Raw genomic sequence first — 17,043 nt, forward strand, 5'->3', positions numbered from 1 at the left:
TGGCCCCGGCTCAGAAGGACAGGTCCAGGCCCGCCGTGTAGGTGCGGCCCGCGCCCGGCACGCCGTACAGCTGAAAGCCGTCCAGCGAGGCGCCGATGCGGCTCCAGTAGAAGCGGTTGGTGAGGTTGTTGATGTTGAAGCGGGCCGTGAGCTGGCGGTTGATGCGCCAGCTCAGCGCCAGGTTCTGCACGAAGTAGCTGGGCGCTTTTTCGTGGTCGGACACATAGATGGGGTGCACGCCGTTGGGGCCGTTGACCGTGCTGGACGTATTGTTCTGGCCGCCCACCATGACGTTGTCCGTATAGCGGCGCTCGCCCACGTACTGCGCGCCCCAGCTCAGGGTGACGGCGGGCGTGACCAGGAAGGACGTCCAGACGCTGCCGCTCCAGTCGGGCACGTTCCTGGCCTCGGCACCTTCGTTCGCGCCCTTGGTGAGGCGGCTCTTCAAGTGGGACAGGCCGGCGTACACCGACCAGCGCGACGTGATCTCGCCCTGGGCGCCCAGCTCGAAACCCTGCACCCGCTTGGCGGGCAGGGCGCGCACGGGCGAGACGCTGTCGGGGCTGTACTCCCACGATTCGCTCAGCTCGGTGCGGAACACGGCGCCGGTCAGCGACAGGCGCCCGCCCAGCACGTCCCACTTGCTGCCTGCCTCCCAGGTACGCGACAGGGCCGGCGCATAGGCCAGCTGGGCGGCCGTGCCGTAGACGCCGTTGTTGGTGGTCACGCCCATGGCCGAGGGCTGGGCCGCGCGGCTGTAGGAGACATAGATGGAGCCCTCGCTGGCCGGCTTGTAGACCAGGCCCAGGCGGCCGCTGAGCGCGCCGTCCGTGCGGCTGGCGCCGCCGTTGTTCGCCTGCCAGCGGTCGTAGCGCAGCGCCGTCTGGGCCTGCCAGCGCGGCGAGAAGGTGATGGTGTCGTTCACATACACGCCCGCGTTCTGCACCTTGGCGCGCGCGCTGCCCGCGCCCACCACCGTGGGCGTGCCCGGGAAGATGGTGGCCGGGTTGGCCATGTCGAAGCCCAGCGTGCCCGTGGGCAGGTCCATGCTGCGCTCGCGGTCGCCATAGGTCTCGCGGTACAGCTCCAGCCCTGCCGTGAGGTCGTGCTTGAAACCTGCCGTCTCGAAACTGGTGCGCACATCGGTCTGGTTGTTGGCGATGGTGTAGCGCTTGGACACGGACACCGAGGCCAGGCGCAGCGAGGCATTGGCGCCCGCCGTGTCCACCAGGCCGTAGTCGCCATAGGACAGGATGCCGCCCGGCGCCGTCACCAGCCCGCCCAGGCCCACATAGCCCAGCGAGTTCTTGCTGCTGCCGCTGTTGAAGCGCGCGGGCGCCAGCACGCTCCAGTTGTCCGAGCGCTCGTAGCGGAACTGGTTGCGCACCGTGGTCGTGGGCGAGAGGTCATGCTCCACGCGGGCCGTCACCATATCCGTGCGCGACTGCTGGGTGTAGAGGTTGGAGGCGCCGTACCAGGCATTGCGCGGCACGCCCGGCATCACCTGGCCGCCCGTGCCGCGCTGAATGGGCAGGCCGCCATCGGGCGTGTTGTCGTCCACCTGGTGGAAGACGTTGACCACGGTGCGCGTGGAAGTGCCCAGGCCGTGGGCGAACGAGGCTGCCACGCCGTAGCGGTCGTAGTCCACCCCGTTGCGGCCGGCCACGTCGTTCTGGTGCTTCATGAGGTTCAGGCGCACGGCGCCGGTCTCGCCCACGCTGCGGTTCAGGTCGGCTGTGGCGCGGCGGTAGCCATCGCTGCCCACACCCACCGAGCCGTTGTAGAACGTGTCGCGCCTGGCTTCCTTGCTGACCAGATTGACGCTGCCGCCCACGGCGGACACGCCCGACTCCACCGAGCCCGTGCCCTTGTAGACCTCGGCCTGCTCCAGGTTGAAGGTGTCGGTGCGGCTGGCCATGCCGCCGTCGCGCACGCCGTCGATGGTGATGGCCTGCTCGGCCGAGAAGCCGCGGATGGTGAAGAAATCTCCCCAGCCCAGATTGCCCTCGCCCGAGGTGAAGGTGATGCCGGGCACGTTCTGCAGCACCTCCTGCAGGCTCTGGGCGTTTTGCTCGCGGATCAGCTCGGCCGGCACCACGTTGATGCTTTGCGGCGTGTCGCGCAGCGGCTGGGTGAGCTTGGGCGACTGCACGGCGGCGGGCTGGTAGGCCGGCGCCTCACGCGTGGAGCGGACCTCGACCGTGCCCAGGGGCGATGCCGGAGCGGCCGCAGTCTGGGCCACGGCCAGGGTGGAGAAGGCGCCCAGCGTCAGCGCAAGGCTGGTGGACAGGGCCGGAGGGAAACTGCTGGAGTGCTGAGAAGACATGGCGACGAATCACTAGAATGAAAATCGTTCTTATTGACGAGCAGGACTCTAGTGACGCGACAGCGCAGACAGGCCAGCGGCCGCCGGGCAAATGCAATGCTCCATTGCACAGGCCGCCGCCACAACATTCCATTACAAAACGCCGTGCGCCAATGCAATCCATGAGCGCACCAGCAGCCGCATCCCCGGCCGCCCAGGGTCCTCGCATCCTGGTGGTGGACGACGATCCCGACATCCGCGAGCTGCTGTGCGACTACCTGCGCGCCTCGGGCATGCGCCCGGCCGCCGTGGGTGACGGCCAGGCCATGTGGGACTGGCTGGGCCGGCATGCGGCCGACCTCATCGTGCTGGACCTGATGCTGCCCGGCACCGACGGCCTGGCCCTGTGCCGCAGCCTGCGCGAGCGCACCCACATCCCCGTGGTCATGCTCACTGCGCGCGGCGCCTTGCTGGACCGCATCCTGGGCCTGGAGATGGGGGCCGACGACTACCTGCCCAAGCCCTTCGATCCGCGCGAGCTGCTGGCGCGCATCAAGGTGGTGCTGCGCCGCGTGGCCCAGGCACCGGCGCCGGCCAGCGAGCCGGAGCATCTGCCCGTGCTGCGCTTTGCCGGCTGGACGCTGGACATGCGCGCGCGCGAGCTGCGCTCGCCCCAGGCCGTGCTGGTGCCGCTGGCCCAGTCCGACTACCGCGTGCTCTGCGCCCTGGCCAGCAACCCGCACCGCACGCTGAGCCGCGACTACCTGGCCGACCATGTGTTCGGCCGCGAGCGCCAGGCCCAGGACCGCGCCATCGACGTCTGCGTGAGCCGACTGCGCCAGCACCTGGAAGACCCTGCGCGTCAGGCCAGCCTGATCCGCACCGTGCGCAACGCCGGCTACGTGCTGACCTGCGACGTGGTGCCGCAGGCATCGTGATGGCTTGGGGGCAGGCCGGCGCGCTGCTGCGGCGCCTGTGGCCGCAGACGCTGTCCGGGCGCGTGGCCCTGATCCTGGTGGCCGGCATGCTGGCGGCCCAGGCGCTGACGGGCACCATCTGGTGGGAAAGCCGGCGCAGCCAGCTGCTGGAGGTGCCGCTGCGCCTGCTGGGCGCGCGCGCCGCCGATTCGCTGCTGCTGCTGTCCTCCCTGCCGCCCGAGGCGCGGGCCGCCGCCGTGGGCACGCTGAGCACGCAGGGCTACCAGCTGACCCTGATCGATGCGGTCCGTGCGCGGCGCCTGATGGAGGACCTGGCGTCCGCTCCCGCCGATGCGGCCGACGCCATGGCCGGCGATCTGCTGGCCGATGTGCTGGCGCGGCGCGTGGGCGCGGCCGTGCCGTTCCACCTGCTGGCGCTGGAGCTGCACGGCGGCGCGGAAACCCTGCTCACCGCCCATGAGCCAGAGGCCCATGTGCGCATGCTGCTGGGCCTGGGCAACGGCCAGTGGCTGCAGGTACAGGCCGTGGAGGGCGAGGCCGGCTATCCCGTCAGGCCCTATTGGGCGTTGGCCGACTACGTGCTGCGCATCTACCTGCTGCGCATCATCGTGGTGGTGGTGGTGGCTCTGCTGGCCGTGCGCCTGGCCATGCGCCCGCTGGCACGCATGGCCAGCGCGGCCAACGCGCTGGGCAAGGACCTCAAAAGCCCGCCCCTGCCGCTGGACGGCCCGCGCGAGGTGCGCCAGGCGGCCCAGGCCTTCAATGCCATGCAGCAGCGCATTGCCGATGGCGTGGCCGAGCGCACGCGTTTCTTTGCAGCCGTCTCGCACGACCTGCGCACGCCCATCACGCGGCTGCGCCTGCGCTCGGAGATGCTGGAGCCCGAAGCCCTGCGCGACAAATTCCGCCGCGATCTGCAGGAGATGGAGGCCATGGTCACCGCCACGCTGGACATGCTCACCGGCGCCGATGCGCGCGGCGAGCGCCAGGCGCTGGACATCAACGCCCTGGTGCAGGGCGTGGCCCAGGACCTGGGCGAGGCGCATGGAGTGCACATCCCCATCACGGGCCGCGCCCTGCGCCCGCTCGATTGCTATCCCCACAGCCTGCGCCGCTGCCTGCAGAACCTGCTGGAGAACGCGCTGCGCTATGGCCGCGACGCCGAACTGCGCATCAGTGACAGCGACGATCTGCTGCGCATCGACGTGCTGGACCGGGGGCCGGGCATTGCCCAGGAGCAACTGGCCCAGGTGCTGGAGCCGTTCTACCGCATGGAGGCCTCGCGCAACGCGGGCTCTGGCGGGTTTGGCCTGGGCCTGTCCATTGCCGATGCCGTGGCCAAGGCGCACGGCGGGCGCATTGTGCTGGGCAATCGGGAGGGGGGCGGGCTGGAGGCGGTGCTGGAGCTGCCGCGCAAGACTCCTGCCCGCTGATCAATCCTGGGCTGTGAAGCCTTTGCCGCAATCGCCGCAGATCAGGTTCAGCCCAGGCTTGCCCCAGACATTGACGGGCGCCGCGCAACCGCCGCAGCGGTACTTGACGCGCAGGGACTTGTTGACGGGCTGCACCATGGTCTCGCCGGTGGTGGAGCCCGGCACAGCCACCGAGGTGCCCACGGGCCGCACGGCTTCGGCCAGGGCGGGCACGGAGGACATGGGCGGCTGGGTGCCCTGCATGCCCTGGATCTGCGTGGCCATGCTCCACTGGCCCGTGACCACATGCTCGATGGCCGGGAAGCGGTCGTACCAGCTCAGTTGGAAGCGCGTGGTCAGCAACTGCTCGCAGGCCGCGAGGAAGGGGCCGCCCGCCATGGCGTAGTCGGCCATCATGTCGCCCGTGCGCCGGCCGCCCGGCCGGCCCGTGGACGAGGGCATGAGGCCCAGCGATTCCAGCTTGTCCGCCCATTCCTCGTTGTGATAGCGCGCGCGGCCCGGCTTGCCGAAGTGGTGCTGCCACAGGTGCGTCATCTCATGCACCAGGGTCTGCAGCGTCTCGATGATGGGCACGGCCGCGAAGTAGGCGGGGTTGAGCGCAATCTCGTCCGTGGTGCTGCCATCCAGCGACGCAAAGCGCGCCGCAGAGAAATAGCCGCAGGTGCGCTTTTCGCGCTGCAGCGTGATCAGGCAATGGGGCAGGGCATCGTCGAACAGGCGCTGGTTGAAGTGCTCGTAGGCCTGCTGCAGTTCGGAATAGGTTTCGCGCGTGGGGACTGCGCGCGCAGAGGCAATGGAAGAGGCAAGGGAGGAGGCAGTGGCCGAGAGCATGGCTGGATTGTGCAATACAGCCATGCCGCCATTGGCGAGTTTCAGGGCGATCCGTCCTGCACGTTCAACGCCTGCCCAATCGCATAGAACTGCCCACCCGCCACATAGTGCAGGCTGCGCAGCGCGGGGTCGGCGTCCTCGAAGTGCCAATGGCCGTCCCGGAACACGCGGGTGTCGGACCAGGCGCCCACGATCTCGCCGATGAACAGGTCGTAGGTCTGCTGGTTGTGGGGCTCGGGGATCAGCCTGCAGGCCAGCCAGCCGGCGCAGCCGTCCACGAAGGGCAGGTCGAACCCTTCCATGCCGAACAGCTGAACGCCGCTGGCGGCGAGCTTGCCGGCATCGGTGGAAAGGGTGTGCGTGCCGACCTGGTGCGTGAGCTGCAACTGGGCGGCCGTAGGCACCTGGATCACGAACATGCCGCTTTGCTCGACCAGGGCGCGCGTGGCCGTGGCCTTGTCCAGCACCACGGTGAGCTTCGGGGGCGCAAAGTCCAGCGCGCAGCACCAGGCTGCGGCCATGACGTTGTCCACGCCGCCGTGGCGGGCCGAGACCAGGACGGTGGGGCCGTGGTTGATCAGCCGGTAGGACTTGGCGAGATCGACCGGGGCGATATGCGGGTTCATGCGAGCTTTCTGAGAGGTTCTTGACTGTGCATGGTGTTCACTCGGCCAGCGCCTCGGAACCCACGATATGGACGCCGGGCCTGGCGTTGACAGCAGCCTCTATCAAGGCCTGGGCAATGCGGTGCGCGGGGTTGAGCCGCCAGCGCCGGGGAAGCAGCGGGCCCAGGGCGCCAAGAACGCCGACCATGAAGCGCTCGCCCGCGCGGTGTTCGGTGCGCGGGCCGCTGATCAGGCCGGGGCGCACGAAGGTGAGGGAGGCAAAGCCTTGCGCCTGCAGGTCACGCTCGAGCTCACCCTTGACGCGGTTGTAGAAGATGCGCGAGCCGGCGTCGGCGCCCATGGCCGAGTTCAGCACATAGGTGGCTGTGCCATGGCGCCGCGCCAGCTGTGCGGCCAGCAGCGGATAGTCATGGTCCACACGCCGAAACGCCGGCTGGCTGCCGGCTGTCTTGATGGTGGTTCCCAGGGTGCAGACCAGGGCGTCGGCCCGCCACCAGTCGGCGTCTTCGGGCAGGTGCTCGAAATCGACGATGGGGGCGAGCAGCCTGGGATGCGCCGGCAGCGCCCGGCGTACCGGGGCCACGACGCGGGTAATGCGGCTGTCGGCCAGGGCCTGTTGCAGCACCTGGCTGCCCACCAGCCCCGTGGCGCCCACGATCAGCAGTTGCATGGCTTGGTCTTTCGCTTGGTCATTCGATGAGGACGCAGGTCAGCCAGTGTGCCGCAGATCGTGGGGCGGATGGCCGGCTCAGGCGGCCACTGGCCAGTCCGTGTAGCCCTGGGCACCGCCGCCGTAGTAGGCCTCGTGCGGCGCCACGGCCAGTTCCTTGCCATGGCGCAGGCGGGCCACCAGGTCGGGGTTGGCGATGAAGGGGCGGCCGATGGCCACGGTGTCGATCAGGCCCTTGGCGCGGCGGTCCATGGCCAGTTCCAAGTCATAGCCGTTGTTGCCCATGTAGGCGCCGTCAAAGAGCTTGCGCAGCGCGTCCAGGTCCACGCCGGGCGGCAGTTCGCGCGAGCCGCCGGTGGCGCCTTCCACGACGTGCAGGTAGGCCAGGCCGAAGCGGTTGAGCTGAGGGATGAGGTAGCCGTAGAGGGCCATCACATCGCTGTCCAGCGGCGTGTTGCCGGCGTTGGGCGTGACGGGCGACAGGCGGATGCCCACGCGGTCGGCTCCCCAGACCTTGGCCACGGTGTCGGTGACTTCCAGCGTCAGGCGGGCGCGGTTTTCGATGCTGCCGCCATAGGCGTCGCTGCGGTGGTTGGTGGAGTCGCGCAGGAACTGGTCGAGCAGGTAGCCGTTGGCCGAGTGCACTTCCACGCCGTCAAAACCTGCACGCTTGGCGCATTCGGCCGCATGGCGGTATTGCTCGACGATGCCGGGGATTTCGCTCGTTTCCAGGGCGCGGGGCATGGATACCTCGGCCACGCCGTTGGGCGTGAAGGTGACGCCTTCGGCCTTGATGGCAGAGGGGGCGACAGGGGCCACGCCACCGGGCTGCAGGTCCACGTGCGAGTAGCGGCCCACGTGCCACAGCTGGGCCACGATCTTGCCGCCGGCCGCGTGCACGGCGTCGGTGACCTTCTTCCAGCCGGCGACCTGTTCCTCGGTCCAGATGCCGGGCGTGAGGTTGTAGCCCCGGCCCTGTGCGGAGATGTTGACGGCTTCGCTGATCAACAGGCCCGCGCTAGCGCGCTGGGCGTAGTAGGCGGCGTGCAGTTCGGTGGGCACGCCGTCGTCACCGGCGCGGCTGCGGGTCAGCGGGGCCATGACGAAGCGGTTGGCGAGCGACAGGCCGCCCAGTTGGGTGGGGGAGAACAGATCGGTGTGAAGGCTGTGGTCGGTCATGGTGTGCAGTGGTGGTGGTTGAACAAAAGGAAGAGGGATGGGTAAGAGGTGTAGGTTTTGAAGTTGACCAGTCGTCTACAAACAAGGCAAATAAAAAGCGGCGGTCAGGCCTGCTCAGCCCAGCAGCCGCTTCGTGGACACAAGGGCTGCGGCAAATGGCTCCTCATGCCGGCCCAGCTTGGACAGCAGGGAGGCGCCCAGCCACAGCTGGTACAGCGATTCGGCCAGCGCAGGCGCGTCCAGATCGGATGTGATGGAGCCATCGGCCTGGCCGGCGCGCACGCAGTCGGTCAGCCGGGTGATGATGGCGTCGGTGCCGGTGCGCAGCACCGAGCGCATGTCGTCGGACAGGTCGCAGACCTCGGGGCCCAGCTTGACCACGAGGCACTGGCCTCCTGCATGGGCCGAGCACTGGTTCTGCGTCCAATGGCGGAAGTAGGTCATCAGCCGGGAGATGGCCGGATCGGGCGTCTCCATGAGCGCATCGATCTTGGTCAGGTACTCGTCGAAATACTCCTGCAGCAGGGCCTGGCCGAACTCTTCCTTGGATTTGAAGTAGTAGTAGAAGGAGCCCTTGGGCACGCCCGCAGCCGCGACGACCTCGGCCAGGCCGACGGCCGTATAGCCTTTCTGGGTCATCAACGCCTTGGCCACATCAAGGATGTGCTGGCGTGTTTCCTGTGCGGGTTTCTTCATGGGATCGAAGTCTAACGCAAAAACCGACCAGTCGTCTACAAACTTTGTTCCCGCGTCATTCCGGCGGTCGCAAGGCCTGCGCCGTGTCGGGCAAGTCACCCGGCCGGATGATGCGCGCAAGGCCCATCCTGTCGCTCAGAAAGTCGATCAAGGCCCGGGCGGCGCCGGACTGGAAGCGGTTGGGCATGTACAGCATGAACATGCGGCCCTGGTTGATGCTGAATTCGTGGTCCTGCATGGCCAGCACGACGCGGCCATCTTCCACCTGGCGGCGCACCATGTAGTCGGGCACCAGCCCCACGCCCAGGCCGCCGGTGATGCAGTCGCACAGGAAAGGGTAGCTGCGCGACATCAGCGTGGGCGTGATGTCCAGCTCCTCCAGCGGCTGGCCGTTCCGCGCAATCTGCAGGCGCACCTTGCCGCTTTCGCCGCCCGATGTGATGAGCGGCGTGCGCGACAGCTCGGACGGGGTCTCCGGCAAGCGGTGGCTGCGCAGCCAGTCGCTGGAGGCGCACAGGCTGTAGCGCACCGGCCCCATGTCGCGCGCCACCAGCATGGGTGGCGGGTCGGACATGACGCGGATGGCGATGTCCACGCTGTCCTTGAGCAGGTTGTCTATGAAGTTCTCCAGGCGGATGTCCAGCACCACCTGCGGATGGGCGCGCTTGAACTCGATCAGCCACGGCGCCATGACCAGGTGGCCGTAGCCGGTGGGCACGCTCAGCCCGATCTTGCCCGAGATGTCGTCCGTGCTGCTTTGGGCCAGTTCGCGCACCAGCTCGGTCTCGTTGAGGATGTTGCGCGCATGGCGGTAGATGCGCTGGCCGACCTCGGTGGCCTCCACGCCCTGGGGCGTTCTGCGCAGCAGCGATGCGCCCAGGGACTTCTCCAGCCGGGCCAGGTGGTAGCTCACGTTGGCCCGCGACATGTTCAAGAACTTTGCCGCCTGGCTCAGGTTTCCGTGCTCGATGATCTGGACAAGGATGTTGAATGCCAGGAGATCCATGCGCTGCAGTCCAAGGGGGTGTCAATATTGTTTGACATGATGTCAACCGCCGCCGCCATTGTCAAAGAGGGTGCGCTGGGCAGAATGGGCCAGCCAGAACACATAAACATTCAAGGAGACAAGATGGCAGGCATCACAAAAAGACAGGCTTTGGCCAAGGGAATGGCGCTGGGCGCCATCGGCGTGGCTGCGTTCGCATCGCTGTGCGGCGCGGCGCAGGCCAATACCGATACCGGCGCCTGGCCCGACAGGCCGATTCGCCTGGTCGTTCCCTTCCCGCCGGGCGGACCCACCGATGGCGCGGCGCGCGTCTACGCCGAGGCGCTGGCGCGCCAGCTGGGCCAGCCCGTGGTGATAGAGAACAAGCCCGGCGCATCGGGCGCGGTGGCGGCGGGCCAGTTCCGCACGGCAGCGCCTGACGGCTATACGCTGATGATGATGGTCACGCCCACCATCATGGCGCCGCATTTCTTCAAGAACGTCAAGTTCCACCCGGCCACGGATTTCGCCCCGGTCACCAAGATCTATGACCTGCCCAATGTGATTGCGGTCAATGCGCAGTCGCTGCCCAAGGTGACGGACCTCAAATCGCTGTTCCAGTACGCCAAGGCGCAGCCCGCCACGCTGGACTACACCAGCTCCGGAGCGGGCAGCTCGGGCCACCTGAGCATGGAACTGATGAAATCCGCCAAGCTGCACACCATGCAGCACGTGGCCTACAAGGGCAGCGCGCCCGCCATGAACGACACGCTGGGCGGCGTGGTGCCGGTGATCTATGCGGACATGGTGTCGGCGCTGCCCCATATCCGCAGCGGGCGGCTGAGGGCGCTGGCGGTGGGCACGCCGCAGCGCGTGAAGGCGCTGGACGGCGTGCAGACCATGGCCGAGCAGGGCTTTGGCGGCTATGAGGCATCGTCCTGGGGCGGCCTGGTGGCACCCAAGGACACACCGCGCGCCATCATCGACAAACTCAGCGCCACCTCGCGCCAGCTGCTGGCCACCGACGAGGTGCGCGACCGCTTCGAGAAGATCGGCGTGGCGGCCGCCTACCTCAACCCCCAGGACACCGAGGCCCTGATCCGCAGCGACTACACGCGCTGGGGCGAGGTGGTGCGCACCAACGGCCTGGGCGCGGAGTGAGCCCATGGCCATGAGTCCTATCCCTGCGCAATCCATGTTCCGGCCCCTGCGGGCCGTGCGTTCTCTGGCCGATGTGGAGGCCATCGAAAGCCAGCCCATGGCCGGGCTGATCATGGCGCAAACGGTCTACGACCTCTTTTGCAACTCCGCGCGTGAGCACGGCCAGGGCAGGGCGCTGAGCTTTCTGCCCCAGGCCGGCAGCGTGGATGACGCCCGGCACCTGAGCTATGCCGAACTGCTGGGCAAGATCCACCAGACGGCCAACGCCCTGCATGCGCTGGGCATGGGCGCCAGCGACACGGTGGCCATCCTGCTGCCCGGCTGCATGGAGTACCACTTTGCGCTGTGGGGCGGCGAGGCGGCGGGCATCGTGCAGCCCATCAATCCGCTGCTGAGTGCCGAGAAGATCTCTGCCCTGATGCGGACCACGGGCGCGCGCTTTCTGATCGCGTGGGCGGACGAGGACGATGCCGGCATCCGCGAGAAAGTCACGGCGCTGGATGCGGATCTGGCGCATGTGCTCTGGGTCTCGCATGAAGGTCGGGTTCCCCGGGGGGATGGACAGCGCTGGCCCGCCAGCGATCTGCATGCCGCCCTGGCCGCCCAGCCCTCCGACCGGCTGGTGAGCGGGCGCCAGCCCCAGGCCGGCGACGTGGCGGCCTACTTCCATACCGGGGGCACCACGGGTGCGCCCAAGATCGCCGTGCAGACGCATGGCGCCCAGGTCTACACCGCCTGGGCCAGCGTGCAGATGCAGGGCCTGAACACGGCCGACCGCACCATCAACGGCTACCCGCTGTTCCATGTGGCGGGCGTGCTGCCGGGCTCGCTGGCCTGCTTTTCGGCCGGGGCCCACGTCATCATTCCGACCACGGGGCTGTTTCGCAACAAGGCCGTGATTGCCGGCTTCTGGCGGATGGCGGCACAGTGGAAGCCCACGCTGATGTCGGCCGTGCCCACGGTGCTGGCCGCGCTGGTGGAGGTGCCGCTGCAGGGGGCCGATGTGTCCTCCATCCGCTACTTCCGCACGGGCGCCGCGCCGCTGTCGCCCGAGGTGGCGGCGCGCTTCAAGGCGCACAGCGGTTTCCATGTGCACGAGAGCCTGGGCATGACCGAGATGACGGGCATCTCCACCATCACGCCGCCCGGCCTGCACGCGGCGGCGGGCCATGTGGGCCTGCGCCTGCCGTTTGCGCGCCTGGCCGTGCGCCGCATGGGGCCGGACGGCAGGCCATCGGACCAGGAAGCGGCGCCCGGCGAAACCGGCATGGTGGTGTTCCAGTCGCCCAACCTGTTTTCCGGCTACCTGGGCGGCATTGAGCCGTCCAGCTACCTCACCGATGACGGCTGGCTGATCACGGGCGACCTGGGCTCGGTCGGCGACGATGGCCTGCTGCGGCTGCGCGGGCGTTCCAAGGACGTGATCATCCGCAGCGGCCATAACATCGATCCGCAGGTGATAGAGCAGGCGCTGGAGCGCCATCCCGCCGTCAAGGCCTGCGCCGCCGTGGGCGCGCCCGATGCCTATGCGGGCGAGGTGCCTGTGGCCTTTGTCGCGCTCCACCCCGGCGCCCAGGCCGATGAGACCGAACTGCTGGCCTTTGCCGCAGCCGGCGTGGACGAAGCGCCCGCGCGCCCGCGCTATGTGCGCATCATCGATGCGTTGCCCACCACCAACGTGGGCAAGGTCTACAAGCCGCGCCTGCGCAGCATGGCCGCAGAAATCTACGCCCGCACCCTGGTGGCCCAGGCGCATGAGCGCATGGGCCTGCCGCTGCCGCCCGCGGCCAGCACCACGCATGCGGAAGGCGAGGGCTTTGTGCTGCGCCCGGCCAGGGCGGCTGACCGGAGCCCTTGGGAGCAGGCCGCCAAGGCGCTGGCCTTCACGGGCGAGCCGGTGCGAATCGAGGATGCCGCCTGAACGCTGGGCCGGACCCCATTGCAGCCACCTGGTGAACTGCGCCGGGGTGGTGTGCAATGCGCATAGAATGCAAACCATTCGCATTCAATAACCAATGGGGCGACATGCGGCCGCACCCCACTCCCCAAGCACGTTCATGCCGTCGGCCCGTTGTGGCGCCGATGGCTGTTTTTTTGTCCTTTGAGGAAGCTGCAATGAAGAAACACTGGGTTCTTGTCTCCGCACTCCTGGCCGCCAGCGGCGCCAGCCAGGCCCACCAGATCTGGCTGGAACAGCCGGCTGGCGAAACCGCCGTGATCCGCTTTGGCGAATTCGGCGACAACCTGCGCGAGACATCGCCGGGCCTGCTCGACAAGTTCGGCAAGCCCGTGGCCACCCTGGTGTCTGCCCAGGGCGAGAAGGCCGCCGATGGCCGCAAGACCGGCACCGGCTTTGCGCTGCCCTTCAAGGCCGGCCAGGGCGACAGCATCGTGGCCGAGGATGCCGGCTACCCGCTGTACACCAGCAAGAAGGGCGAGCAGGAACTGCGCAACTGGTACCACCCGGCCGCGCGCCTGATCACCGGCTTTGCTGCCCAGGCCCCGCGCCTCACGCTGGATGTGGTGCCCTCGGGCAAGGCCGGCGAGTTCAAGGTCATCTACAAGGGCCAGCCCTTGCCCAAGGCCAAGGTGGTTCTGACCGTGCAATCGGGCTGGAGCAAGGAAGCCCATGCCGACGAGCAGGGCCTGGTGCAGTTCGCCATGCCCTGGAAGGGCACCTACGTGGCCGAAGCCACGCACGACGAGCGCAGCGGCGGTGAGCGCACCGGCCCGAACGGCGCAGAAAAATACGACGGTGTGCACTACGTGACCTCGGTCACCTACGTCAAGCCCGAAGGCGTGGCGCCCATCGCTGCCGGCCCTGCGGCCAAGCCCAACAAGTAAGCGCTGCGGCCAGACACCTTGGCCCGAGACGCAGGCAGCCATGCCTGCTGGCCTCCATGCCTCATGCATGGAGGCTTTTTTATGGGCGCTGCAGTAGGAACACATGGGTGGGTACGGGATTCGTCGTATACGATTGAATATTTCGTAAAGAGAAGGGCGTGGGCTTCAACGCCACGTTCTAGAGGAGGAAATCCATGTTCAAACGCATACTGTCCCGCGGCCTGGCGCCGCTCCTGGCGCTGTTGTTGGCTGGCTCGGCCAGCCTGGCCCATGCCGATGAAGGCCTGCTGCTGGCCGCTGGCGCCGGCTACCGCAAGCCCGTGCTGGAACTGCTGCAGGCCTTCGGCCAGGCCACGGGCATTCGCGCCGAGGCCAGCTTTGGCAACATGAAGCAGATCGAGACCCAGGCCCGCCAGAACCCCGAGATCGCCGTGCTGATTGGCGACCGCGCCTTTGTCGAGCCCATGCAACTGGCCGAGCGCTACATCACGCTGGGCCAGGGCCAACTGGTGCTGGTGGCAGCGCGCGGCCAGCGCCTGGAAAGCGTGCAGGACCTGGCCAGGCCCGAATTCAAGCGCATTGCCGTCGCCGACCGCAGCAAGGCCGTGTACGGCAACGCGGCGCGCATCTGCCTGGAGCGCCTGGGCCTGGCGCAGGCGCTGGGCGAACGCCTGGTCGAAGTGGCCACGGTGCCCCAGGTCAGCGCCTATGTGACCACCGGCGAGGTGGACGCAGGCTTTGTCAACAAGACCGAGGCCCTGGCCCTGAAAGACCGCGTGGGCGCCAGCGTGCCGGTGGCGGCCAGCTGCCATCCGCCCATCGAACTGAGCCTGGCCGTGCTCAAGGGCCGCGCCTCATCGCCGCAACTGCAGGCGCTGCTGGACTTCATCGCCACGCCGCAGGCCCGCCAGGTGCTGGAGCGGCACGGCCTTTGATGGGCCACCCATTGCCTGCTGGCAGCTGACATTCCATGCCCGCCTCCGTTTGCGCCCAGGCGCCGCTGGCCCTGACCGCGCATGTCATTGCCTGGAGTCTGATGCTGCAATTGCTGGTGGGCGCAGGCCTGGGCTGGCTGCTGGCACGGCGCCGGTTTGCGGGGCGCCAGCTGGTCGATGCACTGGTCAGCCTGCCGCTGGTGTTTCCGCCCATCGTGCTGGGCTATGGCCTGCTGGTGCTGCTGGGCCGGCAAGGGCTGGTCACCCAACTGCTGCCTGCCGTGCTGCAGCCCGACATCGTGTTTTTGCAAACGGGCCTGGTCATTGCGGCCTTCATTGCCGGGTTGCCGCTCATGGTCAAGCCCACGCAGGCCGCCTTTGCAGGCACTTCTCCACGCCTGCTGGAGGCGGCGGCCATGCTGGGGCACCGCCCCTGGTCGGTGTTCTGGCGCATCGAGCTGCCGCTGGCCCGGCGCGGCATTGCGGCCGGCCTGATCCTGTCGGGGGGCCGTGCGTTGGGCGAGGTCGGCCTGTCGCTCATGCTGGGCGGTAACATCATCGGCCGGACGGAAACCCTGTCACTGGCCATCTACAACAACGTGCTGGATGGCAATCTGGCCTGCGCCAATCAGCTCTCTCTGATGCTGGGCGTGGTGGCCATGGCGGCCTTCATGGTGCTCAGGCGGTTTGGCGCGCTGTGAGCAGCGGGCAGGGCCGGGCAGGGCGCAAGCTGGAAAGGACTCAGGGCAGGAACGGCGAAGACAGCAGCCGCAGGCCGATGGAAAACCACCGCTCCTGCGTGCTGCTGCCTGCGCGATTGCCGTAGGTGGCATCGATCTGCACATGTCCAGGCACCAGCCAGTAGCGCAGGCCCATCTGGTAGAACGGCTTGCCCTGGTTCTGGCCGAATGTCTCGGCAATCAGCCAGGTGCTCTGGCTCAATTGAGCCTCGGTGGCCAGGCCCCAGGTCATGAGGTTGCGATGCGCCTGCGCCGTGCGCAGCCAGCCCACGTTGGTGTGGAAGAACAGCCGGTCATCGCGCAGCGAGAACGTGACGGGCACATAGGCGTACAGATCCCCCCGGCCCTGGCCCTCGTCATTCGGATGCCGCGCATTGCCCACGGCCAGGCCCCAGCCCCAGCCATTGGGCTGCAGTTCCTTGAACAGGGTCTTGCCCTGGATCACCACATCCGTGGTCCGGCTGCTGCCGTCCTCTCGCGTGCGTGCCGCGCCCAGCGTCAGCTCCAGATTGCCCGTGAAATTGCAGGCCGGCTGCGCCCAGAACTCCGTGCTGTCCTTTTTGGACTTGACCCAGCTTTCCAGCTGGCAGGACTTGGCATCGACGATGCGGGCATCGTCCGTGATCATGGGCCGGGCTGCATGGGCCGGGCTGGTGCCGAGACAGGCTGCCAGGCCCAGGGCTGCTGCCGTCCAAAGGGGGTGGGAATTGCGCATGGCCCGCCATCCTAAAGCCGAAAAATGACGCCACCAGAACATTGCTGTGCCAGGAGCGCCACAACAACGGCTGTGCACGGATTGACCTCATATAGCCCTATATGCCCTTATATGGCTGGCACATCGAGGCACAGACGCAGACCCGCCATCTGCCCGGGCATGTTGGCCAGCGGCAGCTGAAGCTCCGTCAGCAGCATGGCCTGCTGCATGGGATGCTGAAACGGATAGAACGCCGCCGCACCGCCACGGATGCGCCACTCGTGCGGACTGGCCTGCAGCCGGGTGAACGTGGCCACCGCCAACGCCGCCATTCCCCTGGGATTGGAGGCCGCGCGGTTGAGCCGACCATCGCCAAACTGCGTCAGACACACATCACCGGACAGATCGCGCTGGGGAACTGCGTCCCCGCACACATACAGCCGCTCCGTGCCTGCCTTCGCAACGTACTCCCACTCATGGTCCCAAGGCAGGCGATAGCCCGTGGCGGCCAAAAAGCGCTGCGCTTCCTCTTGCGTGACATAGGCGGGAAACGGCCCGTCCTCGCTGGAGAAATCAGGCCGCTCCAGCCCATCGCACAACTCCACATGCTCTTCAATCACCCACTCGAACGTGGGAAAGCGGCCCATCAGAAATGCGGGCACATGCACGGGACCGGCCTCCTGCGCTGCATGGACCACCGGCGCAATCAAGGACCAGTCCTCCGCAGGAATCGAACCGCGCAACTTATCCATCCGCTGCGCCTTTGCCCCGTAGGTGAAATCGCCGCCCAGGACCAGGGTCAGCGTTGTCTCATGCTGCGCGTCGTAAAAGCAGGGAACCTCCCATGCCGCGCCCTCAGCAGGTTCTGTAGAGAGGAACGGTTTGGCGAACTCGAAGCCGCGCGGCAGCCCCTCCAGAATGGCTTGGGCAATCTCTGCGCGGCGGGACGGTCGTGTGGATTGCCATGATTGCGGGCTGGCGAGCTCGGGTATGGTGTGCATGGTCG

16 protein-coding genes are annotated in these 17,043 nt (G+C 67.8%); 7 read left to right on the top strand and 9 right to left on the bottom strand.

Translation table 11 applies throughout. The annotated features are described in order from the left end of the window. Positions 1-10: 10 nt before the first annotated feature. Positions 11-2,326, bottom strand: a complete 2,316-nt coding sequence (locus A4F85_RS06170; RefSeq protein WP_063326021.1) for a TonB-dependent receptor — start codon at positions 2,324-2,326, stop codon at positions 11-13. 152 nt (positions 2,327-2,478) lie between these two features. Between A4F85_RS06170 and A4F85_RS06175 the strand changes: the two genes are divergently transcribed. Both A4F85_RS06175 and A4F85_RS06180 read left to right on the top strand, forming a co-directional pair. Continuing rightward, positions 2,479-3,243: a response regulator gene (locus tag A4F85_RS06175; RefSeq protein WP_013802320.1), complete on the top strand. Its 765-nt coding sequence runs from the start codon at positions 2,479-2,481 to the stop codon at positions 3,241-3,243. Next, entirely contained in the window at positions 3,243-4,676 is a 1,434-nt protein-coding gene (locus A4F85_RS06180; RefSeq protein ID WP_063326022.1) for an ATP-binding protein, read from the top strand. Before A4F85_RS06175 ends, A4F85_RS06180 begins: the two co-directional genes overlap by 1 nt. On the opposite strand, the gene A4F85_RS06185 is transcribed toward A4F85_RS06180, so the two are convergent. From A4F85_RS06185 to A4F85_RS06210, 6 genes are all read right to left on the bottom strand, one after another. Further along, positions 4,677-5,507 (bottom strand): SprT-like domain-containing protein, encoded by an 831-nt coding sequence (locus tag A4F85_RS06185; RefSeq protein WP_063326023.1) that lies wholly within the window; start codon positions 5,505-5,507, stop codon positions 4,677-4,679. Between the two features lie 41 nt (positions 5,508-5,548). Then, a complete protein-coding gene (locus A4F85_RS06190) occupies positions 5,549-6,133 on the bottom strand; it encodes a flavin reductase family protein (protein ID WP_063326024.1) in 585 nt (194 codons plus the stop codon). A 37-nt stretch (positions 6,134-6,170) separates the two neighbouring features. Next, positions 6,171-6,803: a hypothetical protein gene (locus A4F85_RS06195; protein WP_063326025.1), complete on the bottom strand. Its 633-nt coding sequence runs from the start codon at positions 6,801-6,803 to the stop codon at positions 6,171-6,173. A gap of 78 nt (positions 6,804-6,881) precedes the next feature. Continuing rightward, entirely contained in the window at positions 6,882-7,982 is a 1,101-nt protein-coding gene (locus A4F85_RS06200) for an alkene reductase (protein WP_043823061.1), read from the bottom strand. Between the two features lie 114 nt (positions 7,983-8,096). Next, positions 8,097-8,678 (bottom strand): TetR/AcrR family transcriptional regulator, encoded by a 582-nt coding sequence (locus A4F85_RS06205; RefSeq protein ID WP_063326026.1) that lies wholly within the window; start codon positions 8,676-8,678, stop codon positions 8,097-8,099. Between the two features lie 55 nt (positions 8,679-8,733). After that, on the bottom strand, positions 8,734-9,684 hold the full coding sequence (locus A4F85_RS06210; protein WP_063326027.1) for a LysR family transcriptional regulator: 951 nt from the start codon (positions 9,682-9,684) through the stop codon (positions 8,734-8,736). A 123-nt stretch (positions 9,685-9,807) separates the two neighbouring features. Between A4F85_RS06210 and A4F85_RS06215 the strand changes: the two genes are divergently transcribed. From A4F85_RS06215 to A4F85_RS06235, 5 genes are all read left to right on the top strand, one after another. Then, the gene (locus A4F85_RS06215; RefSeq protein ID WP_063326028.1) at positions 9,808-10,824 is read left to right on the top strand and encodes a Bug family tripartite tricarboxylate transporter substrate binding protein; all 1,017 of its coding nucleotides are present in this window, start codon (positions 9,808-9,810) and stop codon (positions 10,822-10,824) included. A 4-nt stretch (positions 10,825-10,828) separates the two neighbouring features. Beyond that, positions 10,829-12,745, top strand: a complete 1,917-nt coding sequence (locus A4F85_RS06220; RefSeq protein WP_063326029.1) for an AMP-binding protein — start codon at positions 10,829-10,831, stop codon at positions 12,743-12,745. 194 nt (positions 12,746-12,939) lie between these two features. Further along, the gene (locus tag A4F85_RS06225; RefSeq protein ID WP_063326030.1) at positions 12,940-13,668 is read left to right on the top strand and encodes a DUF4198 domain-containing protein; all 729 of its coding nucleotides are present in this window, start codon (positions 12,940-12,942) and stop codon (positions 13,666-13,668) included. 194 nt (positions 13,669-13,862) lie between these two features. After that, the gene (gene modA / locus A4F85_RS06230) at positions 13,863-14,603 is read left to right on the top strand and encodes a molybdate ABC transporter substrate-binding protein (protein ID WP_063326031.1); all 741 of its coding nucleotides are present in this window, start codon (positions 13,863-13,865) and stop codon (positions 14,601-14,603) included. Between the two features lie 35 nt (positions 14,604-14,638). Then, positions 14,639-15,304, top strand: a complete 666-nt coding sequence (locus A4F85_RS06235; protein ID WP_063326032.1) for a molybdate ABC transporter permease subunit — start codon at positions 14,639-14,641, stop codon at positions 15,302-15,304. A 40-nt stretch (positions 15,305-15,344) separates the two neighbouring features. Here A4F85_RS06235 and A4F85_RS06240 read toward each other — a convergent pair whose 3' ends face one another. Next, positions 15,345-16,058, bottom strand: coding sequence for a hypothetical protein (locus A4F85_RS06240; RefSeq protein WP_063326033.1), 714 nt, complete (start codon positions 16,056-16,058; stop codon positions 15,345-15,347). 107 nt (positions 16,059-16,165) lie between these two features. Next, positions 16,166-17,038, bottom strand: coding sequence for a hypothetical protein (locus A4F85_RS06245; RefSeq protein WP_063327893.1), 873 nt, complete (start codon positions 17,036-17,038; stop codon positions 16,166-16,168). Positions 17,039-17,043 lie beyond the last annotated feature (5 nt).

This window comes from Delftia sp. GW456-R20, from assembly GCF_001622915.1.
Lineage (GTDB): Bacteria > Pseudomonadota > Gammaproteobacteria > Burkholderiales > Burkholderiaceae_C > Comamonas > Comamonas acidovorans.